At 67.8% G+C, this 26,318-nt stretch carries 30 protein-coding genes; 19 read left to right on the top strand and 11 right to left on the bottom strand.

Annotated features, from left to right (window positions below; genetic code table 11):
- Nucleotides 1-128 precede the first annotated feature (128 nt).
- Nucleotides 129-1,103 (top strand): FKBP-type peptidyl-prolyl cis-trans isomerase, encoded by a 975-nt coding sequence (locus tag OG474_RS04240; RefSeq protein WP_405060859.1) that lies wholly within the window; start codon nt 129-131, stop codon nt 1,101-1,103.
- Nucleotides 1,104-1,136: 33 nt separating this feature from the next.
- Here OG474_RS04240 and OG474_RS04235 read toward each other — a convergent pair whose 3' ends face one another.
- Both OG474_RS04235 and OG474_RS04230 read right to left on the bottom strand, forming a co-directional pair.
- On the bottom strand, nt 1,137-1,544 hold the full coding sequence (locus OG474_RS04235) for a hypothetical protein (RefSeq protein WP_405060858.1): 408 nt from the start codon (nt 1,542-1,544) through the stop codon (nt 1,137-1,139).
- Between the two features lie 134 nt (nt 1,545-1,678).
- Nucleotides 1,679-2,722, bottom strand: coding sequence for a DUF3866 family protein (locus OG474_RS04230; protein ID WP_405060857.1), 1,044 nt, complete (start codon nt 2,720-2,722; stop codon nt 1,679-1,681).
- Nucleotides 2,723-2,840: 118 nt separating this feature from the next.
- Between OG474_RS04230 and OG474_RS04225 the strand changes: the two genes are divergently transcribed.
- Together OG474_RS04225 and OG474_RS04220 are read left to right on the top strand one after the other, a co-directional pair.
- Entirely contained in the window at nt 2,841-3,797 is a 957-nt protein-coding gene (locus tag OG474_RS04225) for a helix-turn-helix transcriptional regulator (protein ID WP_405060856.1), read from the top strand.
- A complete protein-coding gene (locus tag OG474_RS04220; RefSeq protein WP_405060855.1) occupies nt 3,790-4,761 on the top strand; it encodes a helix-turn-helix transcriptional regulator in 972 nt (323 codons plus the stop codon). The genes OG474_RS04225 and OG474_RS04220 overlap by 8 nt, the downstream gene beginning before the upstream one ends.
- On the opposite strand, the gene OG474_RS04215 is transcribed toward OG474_RS04220, so the two are convergent.
- Nucleotides 4,758-5,948, bottom strand: a complete 1,191-nt coding sequence (locus OG474_RS04215) for a winged helix DNA-binding domain-containing protein (RefSeq protein ID WP_405060854.1) — start codon at nt 5,946-5,948, stop codon at nt 4,758-4,760. The two genes, OG474_RS04220 and OG474_RS04215, sit on opposite strands and share 4 nt — an antisense overlap.
- 118 nt (nt 5,949-6,066) lie before the next feature.
- Between OG474_RS04215 and OG474_RS04210 the strand changes: the two genes are divergently transcribed.
- The 7 genes from OG474_RS04210 (at nt 6,067) to OG474_RS04180 (ending at nt 13,400) form a co-directional block, all read left to right on the top strand.
- Entirely contained in the window at nt 6,067-6,231 is a 165-nt protein-coding gene (locus tag OG474_RS04210) for a hypothetical protein (protein ID WP_405060853.1), read from the top strand.
- A gap of 60 nt (nt 6,232-6,291) precedes the next feature.
- Nucleotides 6,292-6,591: a twin-arginine translocase TatA/TatE family subunit gene (locus tag OG474_RS04205; protein ID WP_405060852.1), complete on the top strand. Its 300-nt coding sequence runs from the start codon at nt 6,292-6,294 to the stop codon at nt 6,589-6,591.
- 22 nt (nt 6,592-6,613) lie between these two features.
- The gene (tatC, locus tag OG474_RS04200) at nt 6,614-7,438 is read left to right on the top strand and encodes a twin-arginine translocase subunit TatC (RefSeq protein ID WP_405060851.1); all 825 of its coding nucleotides are present in this window, start codon (nt 6,614-6,616) and stop codon (nt 7,436-7,438) included.
- Complete coding sequence (locus OG474_RS04195; RefSeq protein ID WP_405060850.1) at nt 7,438-8,310, top strand: diacylglycerol/lipid kinase family protein; 873 nt, start codon at nt 7,438-7,440, stop codon at nt 8,308-8,310. Before tatC ends, OG474_RS04195 begins: the two co-directional genes overlap by 1 nt.
- Before the next feature lie 139 nt (nt 8,311-8,449).
- On the top strand, nt 8,450-9,277 hold the full coding sequence (locus OG474_RS04190) for a chitosanase (protein WP_405060849.1): 828 nt from the start codon (nt 8,450-8,452) through the stop codon (nt 9,275-9,277).
- Nucleotides 9,278-9,547: 270 nt separating this feature from the next.
- Complete coding sequence (locus tag OG474_RS04185; RefSeq protein ID WP_405060848.1) at nt 9,548-10,420, top strand: alpha/beta hydrolase; 873 nt, start codon at nt 9,548-9,550, stop codon at nt 10,418-10,420.
- 118 nt (nt 10,421-10,538) lie between these two features.
- The gene (locus OG474_RS04180) at nt 10,539-13,400 is read left to right on the top strand and encodes a DEAD/DEAH box helicase (RefSeq protein WP_405060847.1); all 2,862 of its coding nucleotides are present in this window, start codon (nt 10,539-10,541) and stop codon (nt 13,398-13,400) included.
- Here the strand turns inward: OG474_RS04180 and OG474_RS04175 are convergent.
- Nucleotides 13,397-15,433: an alpha-amylase family glycosyl hydrolase gene (locus tag OG474_RS04175; RefSeq protein ID WP_405060846.1), complete on the bottom strand. Its 2,037-nt coding sequence runs from the start codon at nt 15,431-15,433 to the stop codon at nt 13,397-13,399. The genes OG474_RS04180 and OG474_RS04175 overlap by 4 nt on opposite strands.
- 71 nt (nt 15,434-15,504) lie before the next feature.
- Between OG474_RS04175 and OG474_RS04170 the strand changes: the two genes are divergently transcribed.
- Entirely contained in the window at nt 15,505-16,746 is a 1,242-nt protein-coding gene (locus tag OG474_RS04170) for a serine hydrolase domain-containing protein (RefSeq protein ID WP_405060845.1), read from the top strand.
- Here OG474_RS04170 and OG474_RS04165 read toward each other — a convergent pair.
- Complete coding sequence (locus tag OG474_RS04165; RefSeq protein ID WP_405060844.1) at nt 16,743-17,207, bottom strand: MarR family winged helix-turn-helix transcriptional regulator; 465 nt, start codon at nt 17,205-17,207, stop codon at nt 16,743-16,745. The two genes, OG474_RS04170 and OG474_RS04165, sit on opposite strands and share 4 nt — an antisense overlap.
- Before the next feature lie 63 nt (nt 17,208-17,270).
- On the opposite strand from OG474_RS04165, the gene OG474_RS04160 reads away from it, so the two are divergent.
- The gene (locus tag OG474_RS04160; RefSeq protein WP_405060843.1) at nt 17,271-17,642 is read left to right on the top strand and encodes a cupin domain-containing protein; all 372 of its coding nucleotides are present in this window, start codon (nt 17,271-17,273) and stop codon (nt 17,640-17,642) included.
- A 4-nt stretch (nt 17,643-17,646) separates the two neighbouring features.
- Here OG474_RS04160 and OG474_RS04155 read toward each other — a convergent pair whose 3' ends face one another.
- On the bottom strand, nt 17,647-18,159 hold the full coding sequence (locus OG474_RS04155; RefSeq protein WP_405060842.1) for a TetR/AcrR family transcriptional regulator: 513 nt from the start codon (nt 18,157-18,159) through the stop codon (nt 17,647-17,649).
- 85 nt (nt 18,160-18,244) lie between these two features.
- On the opposite strand from OG474_RS04155, the gene OG474_RS04150 reads away from it, so the two are divergent.
- The 4 genes from OG474_RS04150 (at nt 18,245) to OG474_RS04135 (ending at nt 20,953) form a co-directional block, all read left to right on the top strand.
- A complete protein-coding gene (locus tag OG474_RS04150; protein ID WP_405060841.1) occupies nt 18,245-18,640 on the top strand; it encodes a nuclear transport factor 2 family protein in 396 nt (131 codons plus the stop codon).
- Between the two features lie 34 nt (nt 18,641-18,674).
- Entirely contained in the window at nt 18,675-19,145 is a 471-nt protein-coding gene (locus tag OG474_RS04145) for a GyrI-like domain-containing protein (RefSeq protein ID WP_405060840.1), read from the top strand.
- On the top strand, nt 19,145-20,200 hold the full coding sequence (locus tag OG474_RS04140) for a DUF5937 family protein (RefSeq protein ID WP_405060839.1): 1,056 nt from the start codon (nt 19,145-19,147) through the stop codon (nt 20,198-20,200). Before OG474_RS04145 ends, OG474_RS04140 begins: the two co-directional genes overlap by 1 nt.
- 213 nt (nt 20,201-20,413) lie before the next feature.
- Nucleotides 20,414-20,953, top strand: a complete 540-nt coding sequence (locus OG474_RS04135) for a GrpB family protein (RefSeq protein WP_405060838.1) — start codon at nt 20,414-20,416, stop codon at nt 20,951-20,953.
- Here the strand turns inward: OG474_RS04135 and OG474_RS04130 are convergent.
- The 3 genes from OG474_RS04130 to OG474_RS04120 are packed head-to-tail and all read right to left on the bottom strand — an operon-like array spanning nt 20,950 to nt 22,078.
- Complete coding sequence (locus tag OG474_RS04130) at nt 20,950-21,306, bottom strand: VOC family protein (RefSeq protein WP_405060837.1); 357 nt, start codon at nt 21,304-21,306, stop codon at nt 20,950-20,952. The two genes, OG474_RS04135 and OG474_RS04130, sit on opposite strands and share 4 nt — an antisense overlap.
- 2 nt (nt 21,307-21,308) lie before the next feature.
- The gene (locus OG474_RS04125) at nt 21,309-21,746 is read right to left on the bottom strand and encodes an SRPBCC family protein (protein WP_405060836.1); all 438 of its coding nucleotides are present in this window, start codon (nt 21,744-21,746) and stop codon (nt 21,309-21,311) included.
- A 2-nt stretch (nt 21,747-21,748) separates the two neighbouring features.
- On the bottom strand, nt 21,749-22,078 hold the full coding sequence (locus tag OG474_RS04120; RefSeq protein ID WP_405060835.1) for an ArsR/SmtB family transcription factor: 330 nt from the start codon (nt 22,076-22,078) through the stop codon (nt 21,749-21,751).
- Between the two features lie 65 nt (nt 22,079-22,143).
- Between OG474_RS04120 and OG474_RS04115 the strand changes: the two genes are divergently transcribed.
- From OG474_RS04115 to OG474_RS04105, 3 genes are all read left to right on the top strand, one after another.
- Entirely contained in the window at nt 22,144-22,533 is a 390-nt protein-coding gene (locus tag OG474_RS04115; protein WP_405060834.1) for a DUF6153 family protein, read from the top strand.
- Between the two features lie 51 nt (nt 22,534-22,584).
- The gene (locus OG474_RS04110; RefSeq protein ID WP_405060833.1) at nt 22,585-23,145 is read left to right on the top strand and encodes a DUF305 domain-containing protein; all 561 of its coding nucleotides are present in this window, start codon (nt 22,585-22,587) and stop codon (nt 23,143-23,145) included.
- Between the two features lie 182 nt (nt 23,146-23,327).
- Nucleotides 23,328-23,972: an alpha/beta fold hydrolase gene (locus OG474_RS04105; RefSeq protein ID WP_405060832.1), complete on the top strand. Its 645-nt coding sequence runs from the start codon at nt 23,328-23,330 to the stop codon at nt 23,970-23,972.
- A gap of 574 nt (nt 23,973-24,546) precedes the next feature.
- On the opposite strand, the gene OG474_RS04100 is transcribed toward OG474_RS04105, so the two are convergent.
- Together OG474_RS04100 and OG474_RS04095 are read right to left on the bottom strand one after the other, a co-directional pair.
- Complete coding sequence (locus tag OG474_RS04100; protein WP_405060831.1) at nt 24,547-25,596, bottom strand: FAD-dependent oxidoreductase; 1,050 nt, start codon at nt 25,594-25,596, stop codon at nt 24,547-24,549.
- Between the two features lie 59 nt (nt 25,597-25,655).
- On the bottom strand, nt 25,656-26,249 hold the full coding sequence (locus OG474_RS04095; RefSeq protein ID WP_405060830.1) for a hypothetical protein: 594 nt from the start codon (nt 26,247-26,249) through the stop codon (nt 25,656-25,658).
- Between the last annotated feature and the right edge of the window lie 69 nt (nt 26,250-26,318).

Genomic DNA, 26,318 nt, shown 5'->3' with positions numbered 1-26,318 from the left:
CGTGGTGTGACCCAATGGTGACGCAGGTGGCCGCTGGCGAGGTTGCGTGTGCAGGCTAGGGTGGTCCGCGTTGTTGCCCGTCGATCGAATGGCGCAGACCGCGCCGGGATGTTTCGAGGTGCTGGTTCGTGCGCAAGTTGCTGAGTCTGGTCGTAGTCGTGGCCCTGGGATCCACGGTGGTGGCCTGCGGTTCCGAGAAGAAGAGCGAGTTCGGAGCCGGTGGGGTCAAGGTGGCGTCGGACTTCGGAGCGAAGCCGACCATCACGCACCGCGACGGTGAGCCGGACAAGGCTCTGGTGACCGAGGTCCTCAAGGAGGGCGACGGTCCCGAGGTGAAGAAGGGTGAGCTGCTCACCGCGAACTACCTCGGCCAGATCTGGCGCGACGGCAAGGTCTTCGACAACTCCTACGACCGCGGCGCGCCGTCGTCGTTCCCGATCGGTATCGGCGGCGTCATCGGCGGTTGGGACGAGGGTCTGGTCGGCAAGAAGATCGGCAGCCGCGTCATGCTCTCCATCCCGGCCGACAAGGGCTACGGTCCGCAGGGCGGCAACGAGAAGGCCGGTATCACCAAGGAAGACACGCTGATCTTCGTCGTCGACCTGGTCGGCGCGGCGGCCAACGACACCAAGCTCGACGCCGAGCCGGCGACCTCTGCGAACAGTCCGATCAAGGTGACCGGTGAGCTGAACGCCGAGCCCAAGGTCACCGTCCCGGCCGGCACCAAGCCGCCGGCGAAGCCGGGCAAGCCGATCGTCGTCGCGCTCGGCAAGGGCAAGCCGATCGAGAAGGGCAGCCAGCTGATCGGCCGCTACGTCGTCTTCGACTACACCGGCAAGAAGCAGGCCAGCACCTGGGACGGCCAGCCCGCCAGCCAGACCGCACCGGCTCAGCCGGGTGCGCCGACCGACCAGCTTCAGGTCGGCCCCGGCCCGGACGGCCAGGCCGGAGCCCTCGACGGTCTCGCCGGAGTTCCGGTCGGTAGCCGGGTGCTCGTTGAGCTCCCCGCGACCAAGGACGCCAAGGGCAAGGCCGTCAACGCCTTCGCCGTGATCGACGTCCTGAACTCCTTCCCGGCCCCGAAGCAGCCGGCCGGCCAGTAGCTCACTCCGAAGGCCGCTTGACCACAGCCGTGGTCAAGCGGCCTTTGCGTTGTGCCGGAACCATCGGTTGGTTTCGGGCTGGAAGGTGAGCAGGAGCGCGGTGAGTACGGCGGTGACGTGCACGCTGCGCAGTACGGCGGTCAGCAGGAACTGCGGAGTCAGGTCGAGACTGCCGAGGTCGTGGTCGAGTAGCCAACCGATCGGGCCGACGACGAGGGATGCGATGCCGACGGTGCCGAGCAGGCCGGCCAGGAGGTAGCGGGACCAGTTGACGCCGTAGCGGAAGTAGCGGTCGATGACGACGAACAGGCCGCCGTAGATGAGGGTGCGGATGGCGATCTGGGCCGCGATACCCGCCATAGGGGCGTTGTCACCGACCGCGCCGACGACTCCGACCACTGATTCCGCGACGCCGGTTCCGACGGCGAGTAGCCACAGCATGGTGGCCCACCGCGCGGTCAGCGGTGCTTGGGAGGAGCTAGAACTGTCATGCTCCCAGCGTGACCCAGTACGGCATCGCGCTCAGGAGTACTGCGACCACACTCTCGGTGGTGGTACCTCTACTTCGGCCTCTGTTATTTCGGTACGTCGACTAGCCGCGCCGCATGACGGCCCGCAGCGGCCGCGGCCTCGAAGTACGCGCGGTCCTCGTCGAGCGAGCGGCCCATGGTGGACAGCTTCACCGGAGCCGCCTGCATCGCGTCATACAGACCGTCCACACCAACCCGTACGACGCGGTGCCGCGCCTTGAGCGGTTCGGCCGCGTCACGGACCGCATCGCCGAAGTCACCGGCCAGGTCCGGTACGACGACATCCGCCGACTGCAGTGCGACCCGGCCGTACGCCGTGAGGCTGTGGTGCGAGATCCCGCGGTGGCGTGGTCGCGGATCGGCCTCGGAGATGCGCAGCGACGCGACAGCCCGGCCACCGAGCGTCTCGACCGCATTGACCGCCTCACCGGACTGCACGCCGCTGAATCCCCAGCGAGTGCCAGTACCCAGATTGCCCGGCCCCTGAGTCAGTACGACGAGCTCCGCCGCCAGCACGTGCACTGCGGTCAACAGCCCGGTGTGGACCGTCACGGCCTCCCGATCACCCCCGTACGCCTGGCCGACCGTCACTGTCCCGAACAACCAGCTGCTCTCGCGCAGCGCCGCCACAGTCCGGGAGAAGGCGAGCGGCAATGCCCCGCCATCAGTCATCACGTAGACGACCCGAGTGTTCGGCCGAGCCTCATAGACCCCAGCCAGTACGGCGGGTAGCGCGGAGTGCAGGTCAGCCACGACCACCGGCGTACCGAAGAGGTCGTCGGCGTCGCGCAGTGCGTCGTGGTCCGGTGACTCCTGGTCGTCCGCGCCCATCACCATCGTCTGCAACGGTGTGTACCGCGCCTTCACCAGATGTCCGCCCTCTGGCGGGTCCTCCGGCAGACGGTCGGGCAGCGCCACCACCAGCGCGTAGCCGCCGGTCCCGAGGCCCTTGTCGAGCGCTCCGACGTTCAGCAGCACGCGGTCACCCACGACCGGCGTACCGACGAGCTCTGGGTAGGCGAGTGCACGCACCGGCTGCTCACCGACCTGGACGGTCAGCTCGACCGCTCCGGCCCAGCTCCGACCCACCTGCGACACCAAACCATCACGCCACCGAATCACATCAGGACCCTAGGGCATGGCCCGTCCGAACACCTGTTCGGTGCGGGAGGAGGGTTTTGGCCGGAGGAGGCCGTAAGGTGGTCGGGTGTCGGCGCGGAAGAGTGAGCGACTGCTCAACGTGGTCATCTGCCTCCTGGTCGCGCGCACCTACGTGACGAAAGAGCGTATCCGCGAGGTCGTCGAGGGGTACGCGGGCCAGACCGACGATGCCTTCGAGAAGATGTTCGAGCGCGACAAGGACGAGCTGCGCGACCTCGGCATCCCGATCGAGATGGGCACCATCGACAAGTTCTTCTCCGATGATGTCGGCTACCGGATCCGCCGGGACGTCTTCGAGCTGCCGGAAGTGCACCTGGAGCCGGACGAGGCCGCCGTGCTGGGCGTCGCCGCTCGCGTCTGGCAGCACGCCGGGCTGTCCGAGGCCACGACGTCGGCAGTGCTCAAGCTGAAGGCGGCCGGCATTCAGACCGACCAGTCCGCGCTGAGCGCTATCGAGCCGCATGTCGGTGCGTCGGAGCCTGCCTTCGACACAGTCTGGTCGGCAGTGGTCAGCCGGACCGCGGTGCGCTTCCAGTTCCTGCGCAGCGGCGCTACTGAGCCCATGACGCGGACGCTGGAGCCGTGGGGCATAGTGTCCTGGCACGGCCGCTGGTACGTCGTTGGCCGCGACCGTGATCGCGAGGCGACCCGCATGTTCCGGCTGTCCCGTGTCGGCGCCGATGTGAAGACAGTCGGCGAGGCGGGTGCATTCACCGTCCCCGAGGGCACAGACCTGCGTTCCCTGGTCTCGGAGCTGGCTCCGCCGCGTCCGACCTCGGAAGCGAAGGTCCGGGCGCGCACCGGCTCCTGCGTCAGCCTGCGCCGCCGCGCCAACGCCATCGAGCCGTACGAGGAGGGCTGGGACCTGCTCCACGTCCCGTACGCCGACTCTGCCGTGCTGGCCGAGGAGATCGCGTCGTACGGGCCGGATGCGGTGGTCGAAGGCCCCGGTGACGTGCTGGACGGTGTGCTGTGGAGACTCCGGACGGTGGCCGGTGTCTAACGCGCGTGACCAGGTGCAGCGGCTGCTCGCACTGGTGCCGTACCTGCGGGAGAACGACGGAGCCCGCGTCGACGACGTCGCGAAGGAGTTCGGCGTCCGGCCGAAGCAGATCCTCGCGGACCTGAAGGTGCTGTGGTTCTGCGGTCTGCCCGGCGCTCAGATGGGCGATCTGATCGAGATCGACATCGAGTCCGCCGAGGGCGAAGGCGTCATCCACATCAACAACGCCGACTACCTGGCCCGGCCGCTGCGACTGGCTGCTGATGAAGCGCTCGCGCTGCTGACCGCGCTGCGGACGCTGCGCGAGGTGACCGCCGGTCACGACCGGGACGCGGTCGACCGGGCGATCGCCAAGCTGGAGCAGGCAGCTGGCGAGGCTGCCGCGGCCCACGAGGGTTCTGCGGCTCATGTGCACGTTGAGCCGACCAGACCGGAGATCGCTGAGACGGTCAACCGAGCACTCGCTGGCAAACGGCGCCTGCACCTGACGTACGACGTACCGTCGCGGGACGAGACCACTGAGCGGGACGTGGACCCGATGCGGCTGGTTGTCTCCGATGGGCGCAGCTACCTGGAGGCGTGGTGCCGGCTGGCCGAGGACGTCCGGCTGTTCCGGCTGGATCGGATCGCTGCGGTCAAGCTGCTCGATCTGCCGAGCGAGCCGCCACCGGACGCGACTCCGCGCGACCTGTCGAACGGCATGTTCCAGCCGTCCGAGCGTGACCTGCTGGCCACCATCCAGCTCGCGCCCCCGGCCCGCTGGGTCGCGGAGTACTACCCGAATGAGTCGGTCGAGGAGGGGCCCGAGGGCTCGCTCGTCGTCAAGCTCCGGGTCGCAGACATCTCCTGGCTGCAGCGTCTGGTCCTCCGCCTCGGCGGTGCGGCCACCGTGCTCGATCCGCCCGACCTGAGCAGCCAGATCGCCGACACAGCCCGCGAGGCGCTGTCGGCGTACGACTTCTAGCCCTGGCTGAGCTGTCGCTCCAGCGGGACCCGGAAGCGCGGCGTCACGCGGACACCGGCCAGCCAAGTGGTCCAGCGCGCAGCCTCTGCCTCGACCGCGGTCTGAGTCTCGCGACCGACGTCCTCAAGGAGCTGGAAGCGCACCTCACCGGACTCCGGCTGGCCCCAGCCACCGATGATCCGGCCGTCTGCCCAGACCGTCGGGCCGATGTTGCCGGTGTTGTCGAAGAGCTTGGCCTTGTGCGCGCCTAGATACCAGCTGCGGTCCTTCCAGCCCATCGGCGTCGGGTCGAGCGCAGGCAGGAAGGCCACCCACGGCTCGACCGGCACCTCCGGCTCCTCGTCACCAGGCAGCACATATCCGACCTGACCATCCAGATCGACCGCCACTGCCTCGACCGCGGCCAGTGCCTTCTTCGTCTGACCGCCTGTCCAGCCGGCCCACCACTGCAGGTCAGCAGCGGTCCCTGGCCCGAACGACGCCAGCCAGGCTCGGGCCAGCGTCACCCGCGCCTCCTCAGCCACCGGCTTCGCACCCGGACCGCCGGCCAGCCAGCCCTCTGCAGGAGACCACTGGTGCTGACTGCTCAGCCAGGTCCCGAGCGGGCGGCCGCGGACGATCCGGCCCTCGACAGCCAGCTGGAACAACACCCGGCTGGTCACGTACGGCGCGGCCGCATACGCCTTGCCTTCTGCCATGTTGAGCCGCGTCCGCAGCCGGGGCTCATCCGCTGACAGCTCCTGAGCGGTGGCCGAGCCGCGGAGCGCCAGTGCGGTCGCAGTGGACTCCTCGACCGCCTGCAACCACGTCCCGCACGACTCGGCGTCGTCGGCCACTCCGGCCTCGGTCAGGTGTTTGACCAGCAGCTTGCGCTGTTTGACCGCGATGTCGTCCGCGCAGGCGGCCTGGACGACCGGCCCGAATGCGGTCGGCACGACGAACACTGTGCGTCGCATCCCGAGCATCCGGATCAGCGATCGCTCGTCGTACAGGGCACGCTCTGTAGCGGCGACGTCACTGCCTGGTACGCGAGCGGCCACGGACAGGTGCACGGTGGCCGGGTCCGTGGCGTGCAGGGCGACCATGGCTGCTGCCGCCGCAGCCGCGTCCTCCGCCTGGCTCGACGCTGCCAGCCGGTGTCGGCGCCCGATCCGCGCCCGCCGCTCCTCGACCCCGATCTGCTGCATTCCGCCCCTTCGCCGCCTCGCCGGACACCTGGTTTTACCATCACGTTCCGACACCGTTGCCGCTCGGGACGCCCCGCCGGGCGTGGATGGGGACAAGGAACCGGCTAGGCTCCCTGGTATGTACTGGCTCATGCTCTTCCTCGCGGTGGTGGCGGTGTGGCTTCTGGTCCTCGCTCTGCTCGCGAAGAAGCTGTGGGGCAAGTCCAAGGCGCTGCTGCGAGAGTTGGGCGCCGCCCAGTCCAAGCTGGACGCTGCGATGTCGGAGGACCGGGTCCGGGCGTAGTATCCGACTCGAATCTCCGGCGCGAGCCACGAGTAGAAGTTCTGTGAAAGGGAGACCGACATGTACCCGCTCATCAACATGCCCTCGGGCGCAGAGTGGCTGGTCGTCCTCGCGATCGTCGTCCTGCTCTTCGGATCGACCAAGCTGCCCGCGCTGGTCCGCCAGCTGGGCAAGTCGAAGAAGATCTGGGAGGAAGAGGTCGGCCCCCGCAAGAAGGACGCGGAGCTGAGCGAGCAGGCGAGCACGCCGCCGGCCCAGGCTCCCGTGCAGCAGGCGGCCCCGCAGGCGCAGGCTCAGCCGACCCAGGCCAACGGCCAGGTGCCCGGCGACGGCCAGCCGCCGACGCAGACCGCCAACTGAGCCCGAGAAGTACGTCTTGTCGATGGTGAGGTTCGGGCGGCGCAAGGACAAGAAGGAGCGCCACCCGAAGGACGAAGAGGGTCGGATGACCCTGCGCGAGCACATCACCGAGCTGCGCAACCGGCTCGCCATCGCGGTGCTCGCGATCGTGGTGATGTCGGTCCTCGGCTACATCTTCTACGACCACGCGCTGGCGTTCCTGAAGAAGCCCTTCGACGAGGGCGTCGCCGACCTCATCGCCAGCAACAACGGTGGTAAGCGGCCCGAGCTCACCTTCAACTCGGTGACCTCGCCGTTCACCTTCCAGATCAAGATCTCGCTGGTGTTCGGCCTGATCCTGTCCAGCCCGGTCTGGCTGTACCAGCTGTGGGCGTTCATCGCGCCCGGGCTGCACCGCAGCGAGAAGAAATGGGCGTACCTGTTCGCGGCGATCGCCACCCCGCTGTTCGCGGCCGGCATCTGGGTCGCCTACTGGACGCTGCCCAAGGGCATCGAGATCCTGATCGGCTTCACCCCGAGCTTCGCGCAGAACCTGATCACCCTGCCGGAGTATCTGGACTTCGTGCTGCGCACGATGCTGGTGTTCGGGATCGCGTTCCTGCTGCCACTGGTCGTGGTGCTGCTGAACATCCTGGGCATCGTCCCGGCGTCCGCTCTGGCGAAGTTCCGGCCGTACATCATCCTGGCGATCTTCATCTTCGGCGCGGTCGCGACCCCGTCCGGTGACCCGTTCTCGCTGATGTTCCTCGCCATCCCGATGTGCCTGTTGTTCTTCGGCGCCGAGATCGTCGCCCGGCTGAACGACCGCCGGCGGCGACGCAAGAACGACGAACTGCTGGAAGCCTGATGTCCCGCAAGATCGCGCTGGTGGTGAACCCCACCAGCGGACGCGGCCTGGGTGCTCGGGTGGCTCCGGTCGTCCAGGCGCGGCTGCAGTCGGCCGGGCTGACCGTCGACACCTACGAGACCACCTGCGCCGAGGACGTCGGCCGGATCTCCGCCGAGGTGATCGAATCCGGTGCGGACGCGGTCACCCTGATCGGCGGCGACGGCACGATCCACCTCGGTGCCCAGGTGCTGGCCAGGTCCGGGATGCCGTTCGGCGTGATCCCGGCCGGGACCGGCAACGACTTCGCCCGCGGCCTCGGCGTACCGCTGAACGACCCGGCTGCGGCGGCCGACCTGATCGTGGCCGGCACCACCCGCACGATCGATCTCGCGGTGGCACACGGTGAGTTCATCACCACGGTCGTCTGCGGCGGCTTCGACTCGCTGGTGAACCGGCGTGCCAACGCGATGTCGTGGCCCAAGGGCAACGCGCGCTACACGGTCGCCACCCTCGCCGAGCTGCGCACCTTCTCCCCACTCCAGTACGTCGTCACGATCGACGAGCAGGTGATCGAGGGGCCGGCGATGCTGGTCGCGGTCGGCACCGGCCCGACGTACGGCGGGGGACTGCAGATCTGCTCCGGGGCGGACATCGCCGACGGGCTGCTCGACATCACGATCATCGACCCGGTCTCCCGGCTGACGCTGCTGCAGATGTTCCCCAAGCTCGCCAAGGGTACGCATCTCGGGCATCCGGCGGTGCGCACGTTCCGTGGGCGCTCGGTGCGGATCGAATCACCCGGCATCACCGCGTACGGCGACGGCGAGCCGCTCGGCCCGCTGCCCCTGGACATCGGCATCGAGCCCGGCGCGCTGACCGTCTTCGCCTGACGATCCGTCCTCGCCCGACGATTCTGAGCCTGAACCAAAAACATTTGTTCCTGAAGTGTTCTCAGTTGTGGCGTTCATCTGATAGTAAAGCTTCCTATCAGTTGCAGTCCTTCGGACGCCCCACGGAGGTACACATATCATGCAGAACCGTCCCACCCGCAGGAGTGCGCTCCTGCTCGGTCTCGGCCTCGCCGCCGTCCCGGCTGCCGCAGCTCTCGGCACCCGTTTCGCCCCGAACGCCGGCGCCGCCGTCCAGGCCGTCAACCTCGACGATCCCGCGAAGAAGGAGATCGCGATGAAGATCGTCTGCAGCGCGGAGAACTCCTCGCTGAACTGGAAGAACTACTACAAGTACATCGAGGACATCGACGACGGCCGCGGCTACACCGCGGGCATCATCGGGTTCTGCTCGGGCACGCACGACATGCTCGAGCTGGTCGAGCTCTACACGAACCGCAAGTCCGGCAACGTCCTGGCCAAGTACCTGCCGGCGCTGCGCCGGGTGGACGGCAGCGACTCGCACTCCGGGCTCGACCCGAACTACACCAAGGACTGGGCGACGGCCGCCAAGGACACCGTCTTCCAGCAGTGCCAGAACGACGAGCGGGACCGGGTCTACTTCAACCCGGCCGTCTCCCGCGGCAAGTCCGACGGCGTCCGCGCCCTCGGTCAGTTCGCCTACTACGACGCCATCGTCATGCACGGTGACGGCGACGACGGCACCAGCTTCGGCGGTATCCGCAAGCGTGCGCTGGGCAAGGCCAAGCCGCCGGCTCAGGGTGGCAACGAGACCACCTGGCTGAACGCCTTCCTGGACGCCCGTGTCTGGGCGATGAAGCAGGAAGAGGCGCACAGCGACACCAGCCGCGTGGACACCGCGCAGCGCGTCTGGCTCCGCAACGGCAACCTCGACCTCAACACTCCGCTCGACTGGAAGGTCTACGGCGACAGCTACCACATCGGCTGACCGCCCTCAGCAACATGGCCGGGCCCCACACCACCTGGTGGGGCCCGACTGTGTTTTCCGGACCTTAGAGGGCGTCTGGGAACCCCACACCTACTGCGCTGCACTCGGCACGGCACCTCGCCGCACTGGTGCAAAGGCAACGATGGAAAAACATCGATGCCTCCGCCCCAGCGCACCGAGCCACCGCACCGAGCACATGCTCGCTACGGCGCGGAGTTCCCAGACGCCCTCTTAGAGACGTTCTGAAGGGTCCTATGGTCAGATGGCCGCATGAGTCGTGAAGATCGGGCAATGGCCCGTGGGTTGCTGGAGCGGGGCAAAGTCGGCCAGCCGGCAGAGGAGCTGCGGGCGGACTTCAACGGGCGTTTCGAAGCGCTGCCGCTGGGGGACGACGTCACCCTCACGCCGTGCACGCTCGCGGGAGTGCCCGGCCTGGATGTGGATGTAGACGGCGCTACGGGCGACGGCGTGATTCTGTACCTGCACGGTGGCGCGTATGCCGTCGGGACCGCACGGACCGGTGCGAATCTGGCCGCACCGCTGGCCCGGCGGGTCGGCGTACCGGCGGTGTCGCTGGAGTATCGGCTGGCACCGGAGCACCCCTTCCCAGCCGCAGTGGATGACGCGCTAGCGGCGTACCGGGAACTGGTGGCGAGCGGACAGAACGTCGTACTGGCTGGGGATTCGGCTGGCGGCGGGCTCGCGCTGGCGACTCTGCTGGCCGCTCGGCGCGCAGGGGTGCAGCTGCCAGCCGGAGTGGTGCTGTTCTCGCCGTGGACCGACCTGACGCTGAGTGGCGCCAGCATGGATGCCGAGAACGATCCGCTGTTCACCAGGGCGCACCTGGCCGAGCCGGCTGCGCAGTACCTCGGTGATGCGGACCCGCGAGACGAGCTGGCCAGTCCGTTGCTGGCGGACCTGACCGGTCTGCCGCCGCTGCTGGTGCAGGTCGGGAGCGCCGAGATCCTGCTGGACGATTCGCTGCGGCTCGTGGCCCGGGCTGCTGCGGCAGAGGTCGATGTGAGCCTGGATGTCGTTGCCGGCGCACCGCATGTCTTCCAGTACTTCGCCGGAATGCTGCCCGAGGCCGACGAGGCACTGGATCACGCCGCGGCCTTCCTGAAGGCCCGCCTGGCGGGGTAACTGCGTGGGTTTTTGGGGGTGGGCTCGAATAGTCTGTAGCCATGGGTGAGCGGAGCGAGGCCATAATTAAACAGAGTGAGCCTTGCTCATGGGCGCCCGCAGCGAAGCGAGGACGATCATGAGCACCCCGTCCGAGAAGTACGCAACCTTTCGCTCGGACCAGGAGCACCCTGCGGTCAAGGAGTTCCGCGGGCTGTACGACTTCGCCCTGGACGAGTTCCAGTTGCGCGCCTGCGCGGCGCTGGAGGACGGTCACCAGGTGCTGGTGGCCGCGCCGACCGGCTCCGGCAAGACGCTGGTCGGCGAGTTCGCGGTGCACCTGGCGCTGCAGCGCGGGCAGAAGTGCTTCTACACGACACCGATCAAGGCCCTGAGCAACCAGAAGTACGCCGATCTCGTCAGCCGGTACGGCGCTGACCAGGTCGGGCTGCTCACCGGCGACAACTCGATCAACTCCGAGGCCCCGATCGTCGTCATGACGACCGAGGTCCTGCGAAACATGCTGTACGCCGGCTCGCGCACCCTGCTCGGCCTGTCGTATGTCGTGATGGACGAGGTGCACTACCTGGCGGACCGGGCGCGGGGCGCGGTCTGGGAGGAAGTGATCATCCACCTGCCGGATTCGGTGGCAGTGGTGTCGCTGTCGGCCACGGTCAGCAACGCCGAGGAGTTCGGCGACTGGCTGGCCACGGTCCGCGGGAACACGGTCGTCGTGCTGGAGGAGAAGCGGCCGGTGCCGCTGTTCCAGCACGTGATGGTCGGCAAGCGGCTGCACGACCTGTTCGCCGGGGAGACCCCGACGGCGAGCGGCGGTGCGCAGGCGCAGTTCGGTCCGTCGGCCGGTCGCCCGCCGGTCCGCTCGGGGAATCCGGCCAAGGCGGCGGCGCAGAGCTCCGCCCCCGACCTGCGCGACATGGTGAACCCGCAGCTGGTCAAGATCGCCCGCGACGACAACCGGGTCTTCCGCGACGACTCGCGCAAACCGCGCCGCCGTCGCGACCTGCCGAAGGGACGCCCGACGCGGTCGCACTTCACGCCGTTCCGGTCGGATGTGGTGGAGGAGCTGGACGCGGGCGCGCTGCTGCCGGCGATCTTCTTCATCTTCTCGCGGAAGGGCTGCGAGGACGCGATGCTGCAGTGCCTGCGCTCCGGCCTGCGGCTGACCAAGCCGACGGAGCGCGACGAGATCAAGCGGGTGCTGGCCGAGCGGACCGTCGACCTGCCGGACGAAGACCTCGGCGTGCTGGGGTACCACGACTTCGCCGAGGCGCTCAGCCGCGGCATCGCGGCGCACCACGCGGGCATGCTGGCCGCGTTCAAGGAGGTCGTCGAGGAGCTGTTCGCGCGCGGCCTGATCAAGGTCGTGTTCGCGACCGAGACGCTTGCCCTGGGCATCAACATGCCCGCGCGCACCGTCGTACTGGAGAAGTTGTCCAAGTGGAACGGTGAGGCGCACGTCGACATCACCCCGGGGGAGTACACCCAGCTCACCGGGCGCGCCGGGCGGCGCGGGATCGACGTCGAGGGGCACGCGGTCGTGCTCTGGCAGCCCGGGTTCGACCCGCGGGCGGTGGCCGGGCTGGCCTCTACCCGGACGTATCCGCTGCGCTCGTCGTTCTCCCCGTCGTACAACATGGCCGTCAACCTGGTCCGCCAGGTCGGGCGGACACGGGCCCGCGACATGCTCGAGCTGTCGTTCGCGCAGTTCCAGTCCGACCAGGCCGTGGTCGGGCTCGCGCGACAGGTGCAGCGCAACACCGAGGCGCTCGAGGGGTACAAGGAGTCGATCGACTGCCACCTCGGCGATTTCCTCGAGTACGCCGCGCTGCGCCGCCGGATCGGCGACCGGGAATCCTCGGGGTCGAAGGCGCGCAAGCAGGACCGCCGGGTCGAGGCGCAGGAGTCGGTCGAGAAGCTGCGGATGGGCGACGTGATCCGGATCCCGGCCGGCCGGAGCGCCGGCTGGGCGTTGGTGCTGGACGGCGGGATGCGCTCGGAGCGCGAGGGGCCGCGGCCGACCGTGCTGACGCTGGACCGGCAGGTGCGGAAGCTGTCGATGATCGACTTCCCGGCCCCGGTCGAGGCGATCAGCACGCTGCGGATCCCGAAGAAGTTCAACGCCCGCAACCCCCAGCAGCGGCGCGAGCTCGCGCAGGTGCTGCGGGTCCGGACGGACATGCTCGGCGAGGAGGGCCCGCCGTCGCGGACCCGCGGCCGCGATGTCATCAGCCACGCGGACGACCCGGAGCTGCAGGAGATGCGGGCGGAGCTGCGCGCGCACCCGTGCCACGGCTGCTCGGACCGCGAGGACCACGCCCGCTGGGCGGAGCGGTACTTCCGGCTCGACCGGGAGAACCGGGACGTCCAGCGCAAGATCGAGCAGCGGACGAACACGATCGCCCGCCAGTTCGACCGGGTCTGCCAGGTGCTGGACGCGCTGCACTATCTCGAGGGCGACAAGACCACCGAGGCCGGCGACCGGCTGGCGCGGATCTACACCGAGCTCGACCTGGTCGCGGCCGAATGCCTGCGGCAGGGCGTGTTCGACGACCTCACGGTGCCCGAGCTGGCGGCTGCGCTGGCCGCGCTCGTCTACGAGTCGCGCTCGAAGGACGAGCCGACCTCACCGCGGTTGCCGCGCGGCGACGTACGCGATGCCCTGGAGAAGATGGGCAAGATCTGGCGCGAGCTGTCGGCCCTCGAGCGCGACATGCGCGTCGACTTCCTGCGCTCGATGGACCTCGGTTTCTGCTGGCCGGCCTTCCGCTGGTCCTCCGGTGCCTCGCTGGCCGAGGTCCTCTACGAGTCCGACCTGGCGGCCGGCGACTTCGTCCGCTGGACCAAGCAGCTGATCGACCTCACCGAGCAGATCGCGGACGCAGCAGGCGACAACTCCGCACTGCGCCACACAGCCCGCCAGGTCATCGAACAGATCCGCCGCGGCGTCATCGCCTACGCCACGGTCGTGGACGAGGCCTAGAGGGTCGCCGAGCCGATCCGGCCCTGGCGATCCTTGACCACCACCCGGAACTCGGTGGCCTTGGCCTTGGTGTAGATGCGGTACGGCGCTGCGTCGTCCGTGCCGAGGATTTGCCAGTGGCCGTCTATGCGCGCTGCGAAGGTGGCCTGGGCGTAGGGCTGGTTGGGGACGGCGGCCACTAGCTCGGTGCGGCCGTCGGTGGTGGGGGTGCCGAGTTTCAGCGTTGGGCGGGGAGCGGTTGCTGCGGGTGGCAGCGGCTTGCTGCTGCGGTAGACGGCGGCGCTCAACGGCGGCACGGTCACGCGGATGGTTCCTTGCGCGGTGGTGGCCGGTCCTTGTGGTCGGATGCGGTCGTAGCGTCCGGACGCACCCACCGGTACGTCGACGGTCTTCGCGACTGTGGATGCATTCGCGGCGACGACGTACTCGCGGCCTGTTGTGCGGTCGATGCGGCTGAAGGCGACCACATCACCGTCGGCCAACCGCATCACCTGGTTGCCGCGTTTCCAGACCGGGTCGCTCGCGGTGAAGGCCGACAGGTCCGCCAACTGCTTGTACAGCGGGTGATTCGGGTCGAAGTTGTCGTCACCCGGGGTCCGGTCCGTCCCGACCTGGTCCTGGTTGACGAAGTCCGGCACCTTCGACGGGAACATGTCCTGCCGCGCCTCCGCGTCGCCCGCGACACCGGCGAACCCTTGCTCGTCGCCGTAGTACACGACCGGATTCCCGCGCCACAGGTAGAGCAGTTCGTTCCCGAGCTTCACCCGTGCGAGCCACTCCTGCTCGGTCATCCCGGGCCGATCCTGCTTCAGCATCGTGGAGAGCCGGCCCATGTCGTGGTTGCCCACGAACGTGGTCAGCGAGTACGCGTTCGAGTCGGCATCGGTGTAGAGATCATCCGCGTCCGCAACCCCGGCGAGCCCCGCCGCACCCTTCCCGGCGAGGAACGATCGCGCCGCACCCTGGAACGGGAAATCCAGTACGGCGGGCATCTTCGCATCCGTCGTGTAGTGCGAGGTGAGGAGCGGGTCGCCGCTGTAGACCTCACCGAACACGAAGAAGTCTTTCTTGCCCTTGGCAACGGCATGCCGCTGGATCGCCGGTGCGAACGCCTGCCAGAACTCGTCGTTCACATGCTTGGTGGTGTCGACGCGATACCCGTCGATGTTCATCGTGTCGATCCAGGACGAGTAGATCTGCTCCATCCCGGCGACCACGCGCGGGTGCTCCGTCATCAGGTCGTCCAGTCCGAAGAAGTCGCCGTACTCGAGCTGCTCGCCTTCGAACACGGCCGCCTCACCGCGGTTGTGGTACAGCGTCGGATCGTTCAGCCAGTCCGGCTTCTTCAGCGTCGGGTCGTTCACGATCGGCTTGTAGGGGAAGGACGTTTCGGCCGAGAGTTGCGGGAAGTCCGGCCGGCCTGCGACCGCCTTGATATCGAAGGGTTTGCCAGCGGCGTCCTGGTACGGCGTCTCCGCCAGCGTCTGGTACGGATGCGCACCGTCGAACGTGATCACGTCGGCGGTGTACCCCGCGGTGATGTCGAAGAAGACCTTGATCCCGCGCGCGTGCGCCTGGCCGACGAACGTCCGCATCTGCGCCGCCGTACCGAAGTGTGGATCGAAGGCGGTGAAGTCGGTGATCGCATACCCGTGGTACGCCGCGAAGGCGCCGCCCGCGCCGAAGTCGACGACCCAGCGGTTGCGGAACGGCGGATTCACCCAGACCGCCTTGACGCCGAGCCCGGCCAAGTAGTCGACCTTGCCGGTCAAGCCGGTCAGATCGCCGCCGTGGAAGAACTGCTTGTCCGTCGGGTCGTAGCCGTTGACGAGCCGATCACCCGGTACGCCGCCGCGGTCGTTGCCCGGATCGCCGTTCGCGAACCGGTCGATCATCACCATGTAGAACGGCACCCCGGACAGTCCGGTCCGCACCGAATCGCGGGCCAGGCCGGCGTCCGGCGTACCGGCTTGGGCGGGCTGCACGCCGGTGAGTAGAGCGAGGGCGAGGACCGCGGCTGCTGTCTTCTTCACCCTTGCCACGCTAATGGACCGACGGGTTTATAGGGTTCGATGGCATCCGCCTGCCATTGAAGGAGTTGTTCGTGGAACTGTCCCGCCGGAACCTGGGAAAGCTCGCCGTCGCTACCGGAGCCGCCGCCGGGATCGGGGTCGCGGTGGGCGCCGCGGCCGATGCTGCGACCTGGAAGGTGACGGGGACCGCCGTACCGGCGCTGGCCGGGTTCGACAACCAGATGAAGACGTTCATGCAGGCTCGTGGGGTGACCGGTGGGCAGTTGGCCGTCACGTACAAGGGCCGTCTGGTGCTGGCGCGTGGCTACAGCGGTAGTGCGCTGGACGTGCAGCCGACGTCGCTGTTCCGGATCGCCAGTCTGTCGAAGTCGTTCACAGCCGCTGCCATCCTGAAGCTCGAGCAGGACGGCAAGCTGGCCCTGTCCTCGAAGGTCGTCGACCTGCTCGGCATCACCGCACCTGTCGATCCGCGCTGGTCGAACATCACCATGTGGCGGCTGCTGCAGCATCTGGGCGGCTGGAATCGCGATGTCTCCGGTGACCCGAACTTCAAGGACGCGGCGATCGCACAGGCCCTCGGCGTCCCGATGGAGCTGCAGCACGCGGATGTCATCAAGTACATGACCGGGCAGAAGCTGGACGTCGCTCCGGGCACCAAGTACGCCTACTCGAACTTCGGCTACCTGTTGGCCGGCCGGGTGATCGAGAAGCTGTCCGGGCTGAGCTACGAGGCCTATGTGCAGCAGAAGCTGCTTGCACCGTTGAAGATCAAGCGCATGGCGCTCGGCTGGAGCATTGCCAAGCACACTGGCGAGACGTCGTACGAATCGCAGTTCACCGGGCGGACTGTGCTCGACAACTCCGGTGCGACGGTCGCATCGCCGTACGGGTCGTTCAGTATGCGCATCCAGGACGCCAACGGCGGCTGGATCGCCAGTGCGCCGGATCTGGTCCGCTGGGCGAAGATGTTCGACGCACCGGGCGCAGTGCTGAACAGTACGTCGCTGGGGCGCGTCTGGGCCAAGCCGGAGACCGGCATCGATCCCACTGGCTGGTACTACGGCCTCGGGTGGCAGGTGCGTCCGGTCACGACAGGTGGCACCGGCCGCAACACGTGGCACACCGGCAGCATGCCTGGCACGTCCACCCTGCTGGTCCGCACGTACCACGGCATGAGCTGGGCAGTGCTGTTCAACCGGCGCGACGACCCGTCCGGCAAGTCGTACGGCGACATCGACGCAGCCATGTGGACCGCGGCCGGTGGGGTCACCTCGTGGCCGACGCACGACCTGTTCCCGCAGTACTTCAACTAGAACATCAGAGCGCGGAAATGCGGCGTACTGATCTCGGCCTCACCCGCCATGGCCGTCAGTACGTCGCGGAACCCGTCGAGGGCCTCATCGCCGAACCGGGTGCGTAGCCGGCGCTCGTAGGCCTGGTGGTACTTCCGGGCAGCCTTGAGGGCCGACTGGCCGCGGTCGGTCAGGTGCAGCAACCGGACTCTGGCGTCGGACGGGTCGGGGCGGCGTTCGACGTACCCGCGACGCTCCATGTCGTCGGCGAGCTGGCTGGCGCCCTGCTTGGTGATCTCCAGCCGCTCCGCCATCCGGCTGATCGTCGCCGGTCCGTCGCCGAGTGTGCGCAGGACGAAGCCGTCCGACCTGCCTTGGTCGGTGAAGCCCTGCTCCGCCGTCGCCGCGCGCAGGCCGCGCACGAACTCCTGGTCGGCCAGCAGTAGGAGGACGCCGAAATCTAGCTTGCCCGGAACCGTCATATCCCTCATGATAGTCAAGTCAGCTTGGTCAAGCTGACTTGACTAAATTTCGGAGGGGACACCATGCGAGTCATTCGCGCGGCCGAGGCGCCGCGATTCCAGTTGCCGGGCATCGAGTTCACCGTGCTGGCGGCGCCCAGCCTGGGCTCGGCCGGTCTGTGCACGTGGCGGCTCACCGTCGATCCCGGCGTCCGTGGCGACGCGCCGCACACCCTAGACCGCGATGAGATCTTCACGGTGCTGAGCGGCACCGTCCAGGTCACACCGGACGGGGACAAGCTCGAGGCCGGCGATGCGGTGATCGTGGCGGCGGGGGAGCCCATCAGCCTGACCAACCTGGGCTCGGGTCCCGCCGAGCTGCAGGTGGCGATCACCGCCGGCTTCACCGGCACCATGGCTGACGGCACTACCGTCCAGCCCCCGTGGGCTCAGTAGTTCACTATCTGAGGCCGCGGAGGATCACGGCGAGCGTGCGTTGACGAAGGTCCGCCGTCCAGGACGCCTGCTGGGCGGCGTACGTCGCTGCGGTGAGCAGTGCCATCACCTCGTCCACCTGTACGGCGGGGCGCGCCTCGCCGGCCGTTTTCGCCCGCTCGAGCAGGCGGGTGACGCTGTCGGTGAGACCGCGCAGTGCGTCGCCGATGTCCAGGCTCGGCTCGCCCAGTGCCGTCACGACCATCCTGGTCCGGACGGCTTCGTCGACGACCGCGCCGAAGAACTCGGCCAGGGTCGATTGGTCGGCGAGGGTCACCAGTCGCTCCAGCGACTCCTTCATGATCGCGACCAGGAGGTCGTTCTTGGTCGGGAAGTGCCGGAAGACGGTCCCGATCGCCACTCCGGCCTGCTGTGCCACCTGCTCGGTGGTCGCCTTCAGGCCGTGTTCGGCGAAGGCTTCGGAGGCGGCGGCCAGGATCGCGGCCCGGTTCCGTGCCGCGTCGGCCCGCAGTGCCATTCGGCCTCCGTCTTCGATTGAAAGATGAGTGGAGACTCACTATAGTCGGATCAACCTGAGTCGCCACTCATCTTTGGGGGTTGTGATGTCTGAGCTGCGGACGATGATCGAGAGTCTCGGGAAGGGCTGGACCGGTGATCCGGGAGCGATGGACGACCTGCTGGCCGAGGATGTGGTGGTCGAGTCGCCCTTCGCGGCCGGCGGTCCGGCGCGCTGGGACGGGCGCGAGGCGTGGCTCGCGTATGCGGTGCCGGCGCGGGCGGGGTTTCCGGTGCGGCTCGATCAGTTCACGGTCCTGACCATGCACGAGACGACCGACCCCGAGGTGGCCGTCGTCGAGTACGAGCTGGCAGGCCCGCATCCGGCGACCGGCGAACGTGCCGCGGCGCGATTCGTCGGCGTACTGCGGGTTCGGGACGGGCGCATCGCGGGCTGGCGGGAGTATCAGAACACGCATGCCATCCTGCAGGCGTTAGGTTGAGGCTGATCACGTTGCCGAGTGAGAGGTCTGTGTGATGCCGGAGATTGTCGAGCTGGCCGAGCGCCCGTACGTCGCGCTGCGGGGCACCGTGCAGATGGACGGGATCAGTGCGTTCGCGGACCGGCTGCACGAGGTGATCGGCTGGCTCGTGGCGCGGGAGATCGCGCCGAACGACGCACCGTTCTTCCGGTACGAGGTGGTCGACATGGAGGCCGGGCTCGTGATGGAGATCGGCTTCCCGGTCGACGATCTGCATGCCGGTGAGGGTGAGATCGTCACTGGGGTGCTCCCGGCCGGGCGGTACGCCACTGTGTCGCACCATGGTCACCCGGACGGCCTGATGGACGCCACGAGCGACCTGCTGAAGTGGGGCGAGGCTGAGGGTGTCGAGTGGGACGCCTACGGTGACAAGTGGGTGTCTCGGTTGGAGATCTACCTGTCCGACCCGCGTGAGGTGCCGGACATGGCGGACTGGGACACCGAGCTGCAGTTCAAGCTCAAGTAGTGCCCACTGTCCTTGCGGGCGTCGGGCGACTCGCTCCGGAACGCATCCGGCATGTCGCCTCACCCCTGATCGAGCTCGGCTGCGCACTGCACGTGCTGGCCGAGCCCCGGCATCACAGTCGCGTGGAGTGGGCGGCCGACGTACCGCTGTCTTCTGAGCTGCGCTCTGAGCTCTTGCAGTGGACGTGGACTGTGCGAGCGGTGCGCGCGCGCTTCTTTGCCACGTCTACGTCGACCGGAGTGCCGTCGTGGGCGGACGAGCTGGCCGCGTTGCGTGCGCGTCCGCCAGAGTCGCTGGCCGCTGAGCTGGTGCGGCCGTTGCGCGGTCGTCCGCTGAACAGTCGCGAGGTTGACATCGACGCCGTACGGCACTGGTCTCGCAGTCGCGGTCCTGCGGTCGCTACGCTCGTGGAAGCCTTGCTGGACTCACCTGCGGAGCCGGTACGACGGTTCCTCGACCTGCTGGATGCTTGCTGGTCCACGTGGTTCCACGAGGTGTGGGAGTCGTCGCGTGATGCGTTGGCCGCGCGTGGACGCCAGGACCGCGACCTCGCGGTGCGCGACGGCGTACTGACGATGCTGCAGTCGTTGGACAGCTCAGTCAGCATCCGGGATGAGGACAGTGCGGTCGTGCAGAAGGTGCAGAACAAACGCATCGACCTGTCCGACCGCTCGCTCCTGCTCATCCCCAGCAACCACATCGCCCCACACCTCTTCCTCGGCGAGATCCCCGGCGAGCCCCTCACCGTCATCTACCCAGCCACCGGCCGCGGTCCCGCCGTACCGACGGCTCAGCAAGTCAAAGCCCGCCTCGATGCCCTAGCCGCCCCCGACCGCCTGCAGGTCTGCCGAGCCGTAGCCAGCGAACCCCGCACCGCCGGCGAAATCGCCGCCCTCTGGAACCTCCACCCCACCCAGGTAACCCGCCACCTCAAAGCCCTCACCAGAGCCGACCTGGTAACCGCCGAACGCCAAGGCCGCTTCGTCACCTACCACCTCAACGAAGCCACCCTCCAATCCCTAGGCCCCCACCTCCTAACCCTCATCCTCAGATAGCCCGCCCGAGTACGGGTCGCGTCCGGCGCGGGCAACCTGATCGCACTAGCGACAGGAGGTAGTCGCGGGATCGGGGTCGCCCGTGCTGCACTCAGGCGTGCTGTGCAGCGGGTGCGCGGAACACCTCCTGTCGTTCATGCTGATCGCGGGCTGCCTCTCGGTGCGCGGTGGTTCAGTGCGCGTATCCTCAGCTCCTGAAGGGATGTGAGTTAGATGCTGATCCACATCACGCCTTACGACGATGTCTGGCCGGGGGAGTTCGCCGAGTTGGGCGCGCGGCTGCGGGCAGCGCTCGGTGATGTTGCCCTGCGCATCGATCACATCGGCTCCACGGCGGTACCCGGGCTGGCGGCCAAGCCGGTGATCGACGTACAGATCTCAGTGGCGGCGCTGGAGCCGGTGACGCCGTTCCGGGAGCCCTTGGAGGGCTTGGGTTTCGTGTATCAGGCTGACAACACGGAGCGGACCAAGCGGTACTTCCGCGAGCCTCCGGGCACTCGCCGCACACACATTCACGTGCGCAAGCTGGGCAGCTTCTCACAGCAGATTCCGCTGCTGTTTCGGGACTACCTCCGCACGCACCCCGACGCCGCACTCGAATACGCGACGCTGAAGCGCGAGCTAGCGGACAAACTTGCCGGCGACCGTGCCGCGTACACCGACGCGAAGAGCCCCTGGATTTGGGACGCCATTCGGCAGGCCGACGAGTGGGCGCAGGAGACCGGCTGGGAGGCTCCGCCGGGGGATGCCTAGTAGTTCACTCGGAAGTTGCCGACGAGGTTGAGTTGGTTGTTGTCGGGGTCGGTGATCGGACAGAGTCGGACGCCCTTGTTGGCTTCGATGATCTCGCCGGTCTCGACACCTAGTTCGCGGACCTCGCGGACGCCTTCGTCGAGATCTGACACGGCGAGGTTGAGGAAACTGTGGCCGGCGTGTTCGGGGGCCTCGGTGACCTGTACCCAGCCGTTGCCGGTGACCTGCCATTCGACCAGGTTCGGCATCGGGTTGTTGTCGGGTTCGCGGCCGAAAAGCTTGGTGTACCAGGAAGTGCTCGCCTTGATGTCGCTCACTGCGACGACTGCCAGGACGTGCTCGACGTGCGCCATGGTCAGATCTCCTTGAACTCGTTGGTGAGGGTGTCGAGTTGTTGGGCGACGCCTTGCTCGCGCCATTCGGGCTGCTCCTGGCCGGGGAGGTACATGCCGTGTTCGGTCACCACCAGCAGGGTCTCGTTGCCGTCGGCCTGGAACTCGACGCTGGTGACGGAGGTGGTCGACAGTACGTCGCCGGTGCGCATCGTGGACGTGGTGAGGATGTGCTCGTTCGGCACGATGTCGACGTACTGCGCTTCGAAGGTCAGCGGCCGGCCCTCACCGTCGAATCCTTTGACTGTCTCGAGGCCGCCGACAACGAAGTCCTGCGAGTGCTCGGCGCCTTGAGCCATCCAGCGTTTGCGTGCCTCGGGATTCGCCCAGGCCTCGAAGACCCGCGCGACCGGGGCCGGGTAGCGGCGTTCGAGGGTGTAGGTCGAGTGCGTTACGCCCATGATCAGTTTCCCTTCAGATAGTCGTCGAGCAGATCGAGACGCCGTTCCCATTCCGTGCGTTGCCCGGACAGCCAGTGCTCCGCGTCCCGCAGGGTCTGCGGTTCGATCCGGCAGCTGCGCACGCGACCGACCTTCTCGGTGACGATCACGCCGGCGTCCTCCAGCACCTTGAGGTGCTGCATCACCGCGGGCAGCGACATCGCGAGCGGCTCAGCCAGCTCCTTCACCGGCGCCGGTCCGCGGACCAGCCGTTCGACGATCGCCCGCCGGGACGGGTCGGCGAGCGCGTGGAACACGCGACCGACCGCGTCGAACCCGGAATGGTTAAGCATGTTCTTTACTATTGGCCCCGACCTCAAGAAAGTCAAGTAGTTGCTTAACCATTTAGGCTGTGGGGATGACGAACTGGCATGCACTGGTACGGCGAGGGCCCGCGCGGCTCCTGGTCGCCGTACTGCTGCTGGCCGGTGTCTTCGCCATGCATGCCCTGACTGGCAATCACAATCCCGCCATGGCTGACCAGATGCCGGCGGCGCACTCGATGGTGGTCAGTGACCTGCCCATCGCGGAGCCCACCGACGACGGGCATCTGCATGCGATGGGCGAGGTGTGTCTAGCAGTGCTAGCGGCGCTGCTGCTCGCGCTGGTGGTGACGCTGGTACGACGGAGCTTCGCACCGGCGCACCCGATATCACCCGCGGGTGCCGTGGTGCGTGTGGTTGTCGCGGAGCCGTCACCGCCGTGGCGGGAGCCGAGTCTGTCGAAACTCTGCGTGCTGAGGACCTAGGCCGAGCTCTGTCTCCAGGCCAATCCACAGCTACGACAAAGGACTCAACTCATGCGACACCGTCTATGGATTACCCCTGCCCTGATTCTGCTCGGCGTACTGACCGCCTGCAGTAATGACCAGGCTGCGCCGGCTGCTGACTTCAACGACGCCGATGTCACCTTCGCGACCCAGATGATCCCGCACCACCAGCAGGCCGTGCAGATGGCGAGCATGGCCGGCTACAGCGCCACCAGCGCCGAAGTGAAGAAGCTGGCTACCGCCATCAAGGCTGCCCAGGATCCCGAGATCAAGACCCTCTCCACCTGGCTCGTCACCTGGGGTAAACCAGTCCCCACACCAGTCCACGGTGAACACGGCGCCCACGAGATGCCCGGCATGATGACCGAAGACGACATGTCCAACCTCGGCAACGCCAAAGGCGCACAGTTCGACCGCCAGTGGACCCAACTCATGATCGAGCACCACCAAGGCGCCTTAGTCATGGCCAAGACCGAACAGTCCACCGGCAAGAATCCCGAAGCAGTAGCCCTGGCCGGCAAGATCCAATCCGATCAGTCCCGCGAAATCACCACTCTCCAACGCCTGCTGACCCAACTCCCGACCGCCTGATCCAGTGTCCGGCCAATATACCCCCTATGGGTATATTGGCCGGATGGAGACCGACAGCTATCTCGACCGTGACGGCGCAACCATCGCCTACCAGTTCACCGGCGACGGCTCGCCACTTGCCTACGCCCACGGCGTACCGCTGAGTCGCGCAGCAGTACGCCGCCTGGGCCTTCTCGACCTCGATGCCCTCGCCGTCGGCCGGCGCCTGCTCACGTACGACGCGCGGCCACGGCGAATCCACCGGCCGCCCGGTCGCCGACGACTACACCTTCGGCAACTTCACGAGCGACCTGCTCGCACTCCTCGATACCCTCGAGCTCGACGAGCCGATCGACTTCACCGGCTCGTCGCTAGGTGCGGACACCGCACTCCGCGCCGCGATCGCAGCACCACAACGCTTCCGGCGGCTCGTCGTGATGATCCCGCCGGCCGCCTGGGCCGACGCGGCACCGGCCCAAAGCCTGTACGCCGGGATCGCGGCCACCATCGAGTCGGACGGACCGGACGCGTGGCGGCGGCAATGGGCAACCTCCGACCCACTGCCCATCTTCGCGGACCACCCCCGCTTCGACCTCACCCCAGCCATCCCCGACGAGCTCCTGGCCGCAGTCTTCGCAGGCATCAGCCGCTCCAACCTCCCACCCGAGAACGAGATCGCCACCATCACCCACCCGGTCCTCATCCTCGCCTGGGACACCGACCCCCTCCACCCCACCTCAACCGCCCAGCACCTCCACCACCTACTACCCAACTCCGAACTCCACATCTCCACCACCGCCACCGACGTACAAACCTGGACCCACCGAATCACCACCTTCCTCACCTGACCCGGAGGCCGGTCGGTCAGCCCTCCGGTGGACCGGCTCCTGAGCCATGCAACGGCCGTGGGGTGTTTGCCCTGCGGTGACTTACAGTCCCGGAGGTTGCCCACCGCTGTAGGGGGTTGCCCCTTGGTACGTCGAGTGGGCAACCCCTCAGGTCGGTGGGCATCCCTTGGGGTGGGGGGTTGCCTTTCGGAAGGTGGGGGTTGCCTGCCGGTGTGGGGGGTTGCCCCTTGGTAGGTCGAGTGGGCAACCCCTCAGGTCCGTGGGCAACCCCTCAGCCACGCACCCGGCCGGCCACCCGACACTGTGAATCGGCCGCTGCGGCGGGTGCCCGGGACCGACGAACCGGCTGCAGACCAGCGAACCTCAGCCATCCCGCCGTACCGACAGCGCCCAGCGACGGTTCAAGGTCGGCGTCGACTCTTTGTGTGGATCTGCTGTCCCTCAGAGGCAGTAGATCCACGCTGATCGACAAGTCCCGCAGGTGGCGAATGATTCACGCGGCGTCTCGCCAGAGGTCGTGGGCGGCCAGCCAGGGGGTCCGGCAATGCGCGAACTGTGGGTCGGGCCGCGAGGGTTATGCGTTGGGCTTGAGGAGGTTTCGGAGGGCTCGGGCTGCGGTGAAGCCGGCTCGGTTGGCGCCTATGGTGCTGGCGGAGGGGCCGTAGCCGACGAGGTGGATGTGGGGGTCGAGGGTGGCTTGGGTGCCTTCCATGCGGATGCCGCCGGAGGGCTCGCGGAGGTGGAGGGGGGAGAGGTGGGCCAGGTCGGCGCGGAAGCCGGTGGCCCAGAGGATGGTGTCGATGTGTTGGTGGTGGCCGTCGGGCCAGGTGGGGCCGTCGGGGGTGAGGCGGTCGAACATGGGGAGGCGGGTGTAGACGCCGCGGTCCCAGGCGGGTTGTTCCTGGGGACGTAGGTGCAGTCCGGTGACGCTGACGACGCTGCGCGGTGGGAGGCCGGCGCGGACGCGTTCTTCGACCTTGGCGACGACTTGGCGGCCCAGCTCGGGGCCGAACTCCTCACCGGTGCGCCACTCCGGCGGGCGGCGGGTCACCCAGGTGGTGGTGGCGACTTCGGAGATCTCTGCGAGCAGCTGTACGGCGGAGGCTCCACCACCGACCACAAGCACCTGCTGACCGGCCAGCTCCGCCGCACCGCGGTATTCGGCAGTATGCAGCTGGCGGCCCTGGAAGGTCTCAATCCCCGCATACCAAGGGATGAACGGCCGATTCCACGTGCCGGTTGCGTTCACCAGAGCCGCAGTCCGGTACGTCGACTGGTCCGTCCGCACCTCGAACCCACCATCGATCCGCTCCACGCTGTCCACCAGCACCGGCCGCACCACCGGCAACCCGAAGCGCTTCTCGTACGACGCGAAGTACGACGGCACGAACTCGTTCGCCCGCTCACCGCCAGCACTCGCAGGCACCGGCGCACCGGGCAGGTTGGCGATCCCATGGACGTCGCGCATGGTCAGCGAGTCCCATCGGTGCTGCCACGCACCGCCCGGCTCCGGATTCCGGTCCAGTACGACGACCTCGTCGTACGGCGTGAATCCCAGCCGCACGAGGTGGTAGGCAGCCGACAACCCCGCCTGACCCGCACCGATCACCACAACCTGAAGCACACCACCCACAACGCGGACCCGGCGGCACATCTTCCCGCCGCCGGGTCCGCGTCGTGCTGTCAGTCCGCTTCGATGAGGCGGTCGATCTTTTCGTGGTAGCGCTGGCCGGCCTTGCCGCCGATGAGTGCGGCGAGCAGGGTCACGACGATCACGGCTACTGCGCCGATCACTCCGCCGGTGGCGAGCGCTCCGTCGGACAGGGCGATGTCAGGACGCTGTACGTCGCTCAGCCAGTCGTACTGGCTGTTCAGCAGGGCTCCGGCGCCGGCGGCGAGGACGGTCACGAGCACCGTCACCATCCAGACCCCGAACCCGTTGCGGGCGCCGTCGAAGCGTGCCAGCCGACCGGCGACGTACCCGCCGCTGTAGAAGGCCACTGCGATCACCACGATCGCCATGACCGAGGCAGTCAGGCCTGCGGCCGCGGGTGCGGCTTCGGCGTCGGTGCGGCTGTAGTCCAGGATCTCGGCGGTCAGCAAGGCCACCGCGGAGACCGCGGCGGACAGCAGGACCGACATGGCGATCGCAACCAGCCAGCCGAAGAAGGCTGCGCCGAACTTGAATCCCCGATAGACCAGCAGTGCCGCATCGGCGGCGGGTGCGCGATCCGGTGCGACCAGGGGTCGGTCCGGGGCGGTCGTCACGTTGCTCATCGTCCGTTCTCCTCACAGTGAGCTTGCCTGCGACCAGTACCCCTCTGATCGCAGGCTGACACCGGTCCG

Source organism: Kribbella sp. NBC_01505, assembly GCF_045040285.1.
Taxonomy (GTDB): domain Bacteria; phylum Actinomycetota; class Actinomycetes; order Propionibacteriales; family Kribbellaceae; genus Kribbella.
The sequence above is the reverse complement of the archived record's forward strand: the minus strand, read 5'-3'. Positions and strand labels throughout refer to the sequence as shown.

Coding starts and splice junctions, on each gene's coding strand:
- OG474_RS04235 (WP_405060858.1), bottom strand. CDS start 1,544: ATGCTGTGGCTACTCGCCGTCGGAACCGGCGTCGCGGAATCAGTGGTC.
- OG474_RS04215 (WP_405060854.1), bottom strand. CDS start 5,948: ATGCAGCAGATCGGGGTCGAGGAGCGGCGGGCGCGGATCGGGCGCCGA.
- OG474_RS04210 (WP_405060853.1), top strand. CDS start 6,067: ATGTACTGGCTCATGCTCTTCCTCGCGGTGGTGGCGGTGTGGCTTCTG.
- OG474_RS04205 (WP_405060852.1), top strand. CDS start 6,292: ATGTACCCGCTCATCAACATGCCCTCGGGCGCAGAGTGGCTGGTCGTC.
- tatC (WP_405060851.1), top strand. CDS start 6,614: ATGGTGAGGTTCGGGCGGCGCAAGGACAAGAAGGAGCGCCACCCGAAG.
- OG474_RS04195 (WP_405060850.1), top strand. CDS start 7,438: ATGTCCCGCAAGATCGCGCTGGTGGTGAACCCCACCAGCGGACGCGGC.
- OG474_RS04190 (WP_405060849.1), top strand. CDS start 8,450: ATGCAGAACCGTCCCACCCGCAGGAGTGCGCTCCTGCTCGGTCTCGGC.
- OG474_RS04185 (WP_405060848.1), top strand. CDS start 9,548: ATGAGTCGTGAAGATCGGGCAATGGCCCGTGGGTTGCTGGAGCGGGGC.
- OG474_RS04180 (WP_405060847.1), top strand. CDS start 10,539: ATGAGCACCCCGTCCGAGAAGTACGCAACCTTTCGCTCGGACCAGGAG.
- OG474_RS04165 (WP_405060844.1), bottom strand. CDS start 17,207: ATGACGGTTCCGGGCAAGCTAGATTTCGGCGTCCTCCTACTGCTGGCC.
- OG474_RS04160 (WP_405060843.1), top strand. CDS start 17,271: ATGCGAGTCATTCGCGCGGCCGAGGCGCCGCGATTCCAGTTGCCGGGC.
- OG474_RS04155 (WP_405060842.1), bottom strand. CDS start 18,159: ATGGCACTGCGGGCCGACGCGGCACGGAACCGGGCCGCGATCCTGGCC.
- OG474_RS04150 (WP_405060841.1), top strand. CDS start 18,245: ATGTCTGAGCTGCGGACGATGATCGAGAGTCTCGGGAAGGGCTGGACC.
- OG474_RS04145 (WP_405060840.1), top strand. CDS start 18,675: ATGCCGGAGATTGTCGAGCTGGCCGAGCGCCCGTACGTCGCGCTGCGG.
- OG474_RS04135 (WP_405060838.1), top strand. CDS start 20,414: ATGCTGATCCACATCACGCCTTACGACGATGTCTGGCCGGGGGAGTTC.
- OG474_RS04130 (WP_405060837.1), bottom strand. CDS start 21,306: ATGGCGCACGTCGAGCACGTCCTGGCAGTCGTCGCAGTGAGCGACATC.
- OG474_RS04125 (WP_405060836.1), bottom strand. CDS start 21,746: ATGGGCGTAACGCACTCGACCTACACCCTCGAACGCCGCTACCCGGCC.
- OG474_RS04120 (WP_405060835.1), bottom strand. CDS start 22,078: ATGCTTAACCATTCCGGGTTCGACGCGGTCGGTCGCGTGTTCCACGCG.
- OG474_RS04115 (WP_405060834.1), top strand. CDS start 22,144: ATGACGAACTGGCATGCACTGGTACGGCGAGGGCCCGCGCGGCTCCTG.
- OG474_RS04110 (WP_405060833.1), top strand. CDS start 22,585: ATGCGACACCGTCTATGGATTACCCCTGCCCTGATTCTGCTCGGCGTA.
- OG474_RS04105 (WP_405060832.1), top strand. CDS start 23,328: ATGCCCTCGCCGTCGGCCGGCGCCTGCTCACGTACGACGCGCGGCCAC.
- OG474_RS04095 (WP_405060830.1), bottom strand. CDS start 26,249: ATGAGCAACGTGACGACCGCCCCGGACCGACCCCTGGTCGCACCGGAT.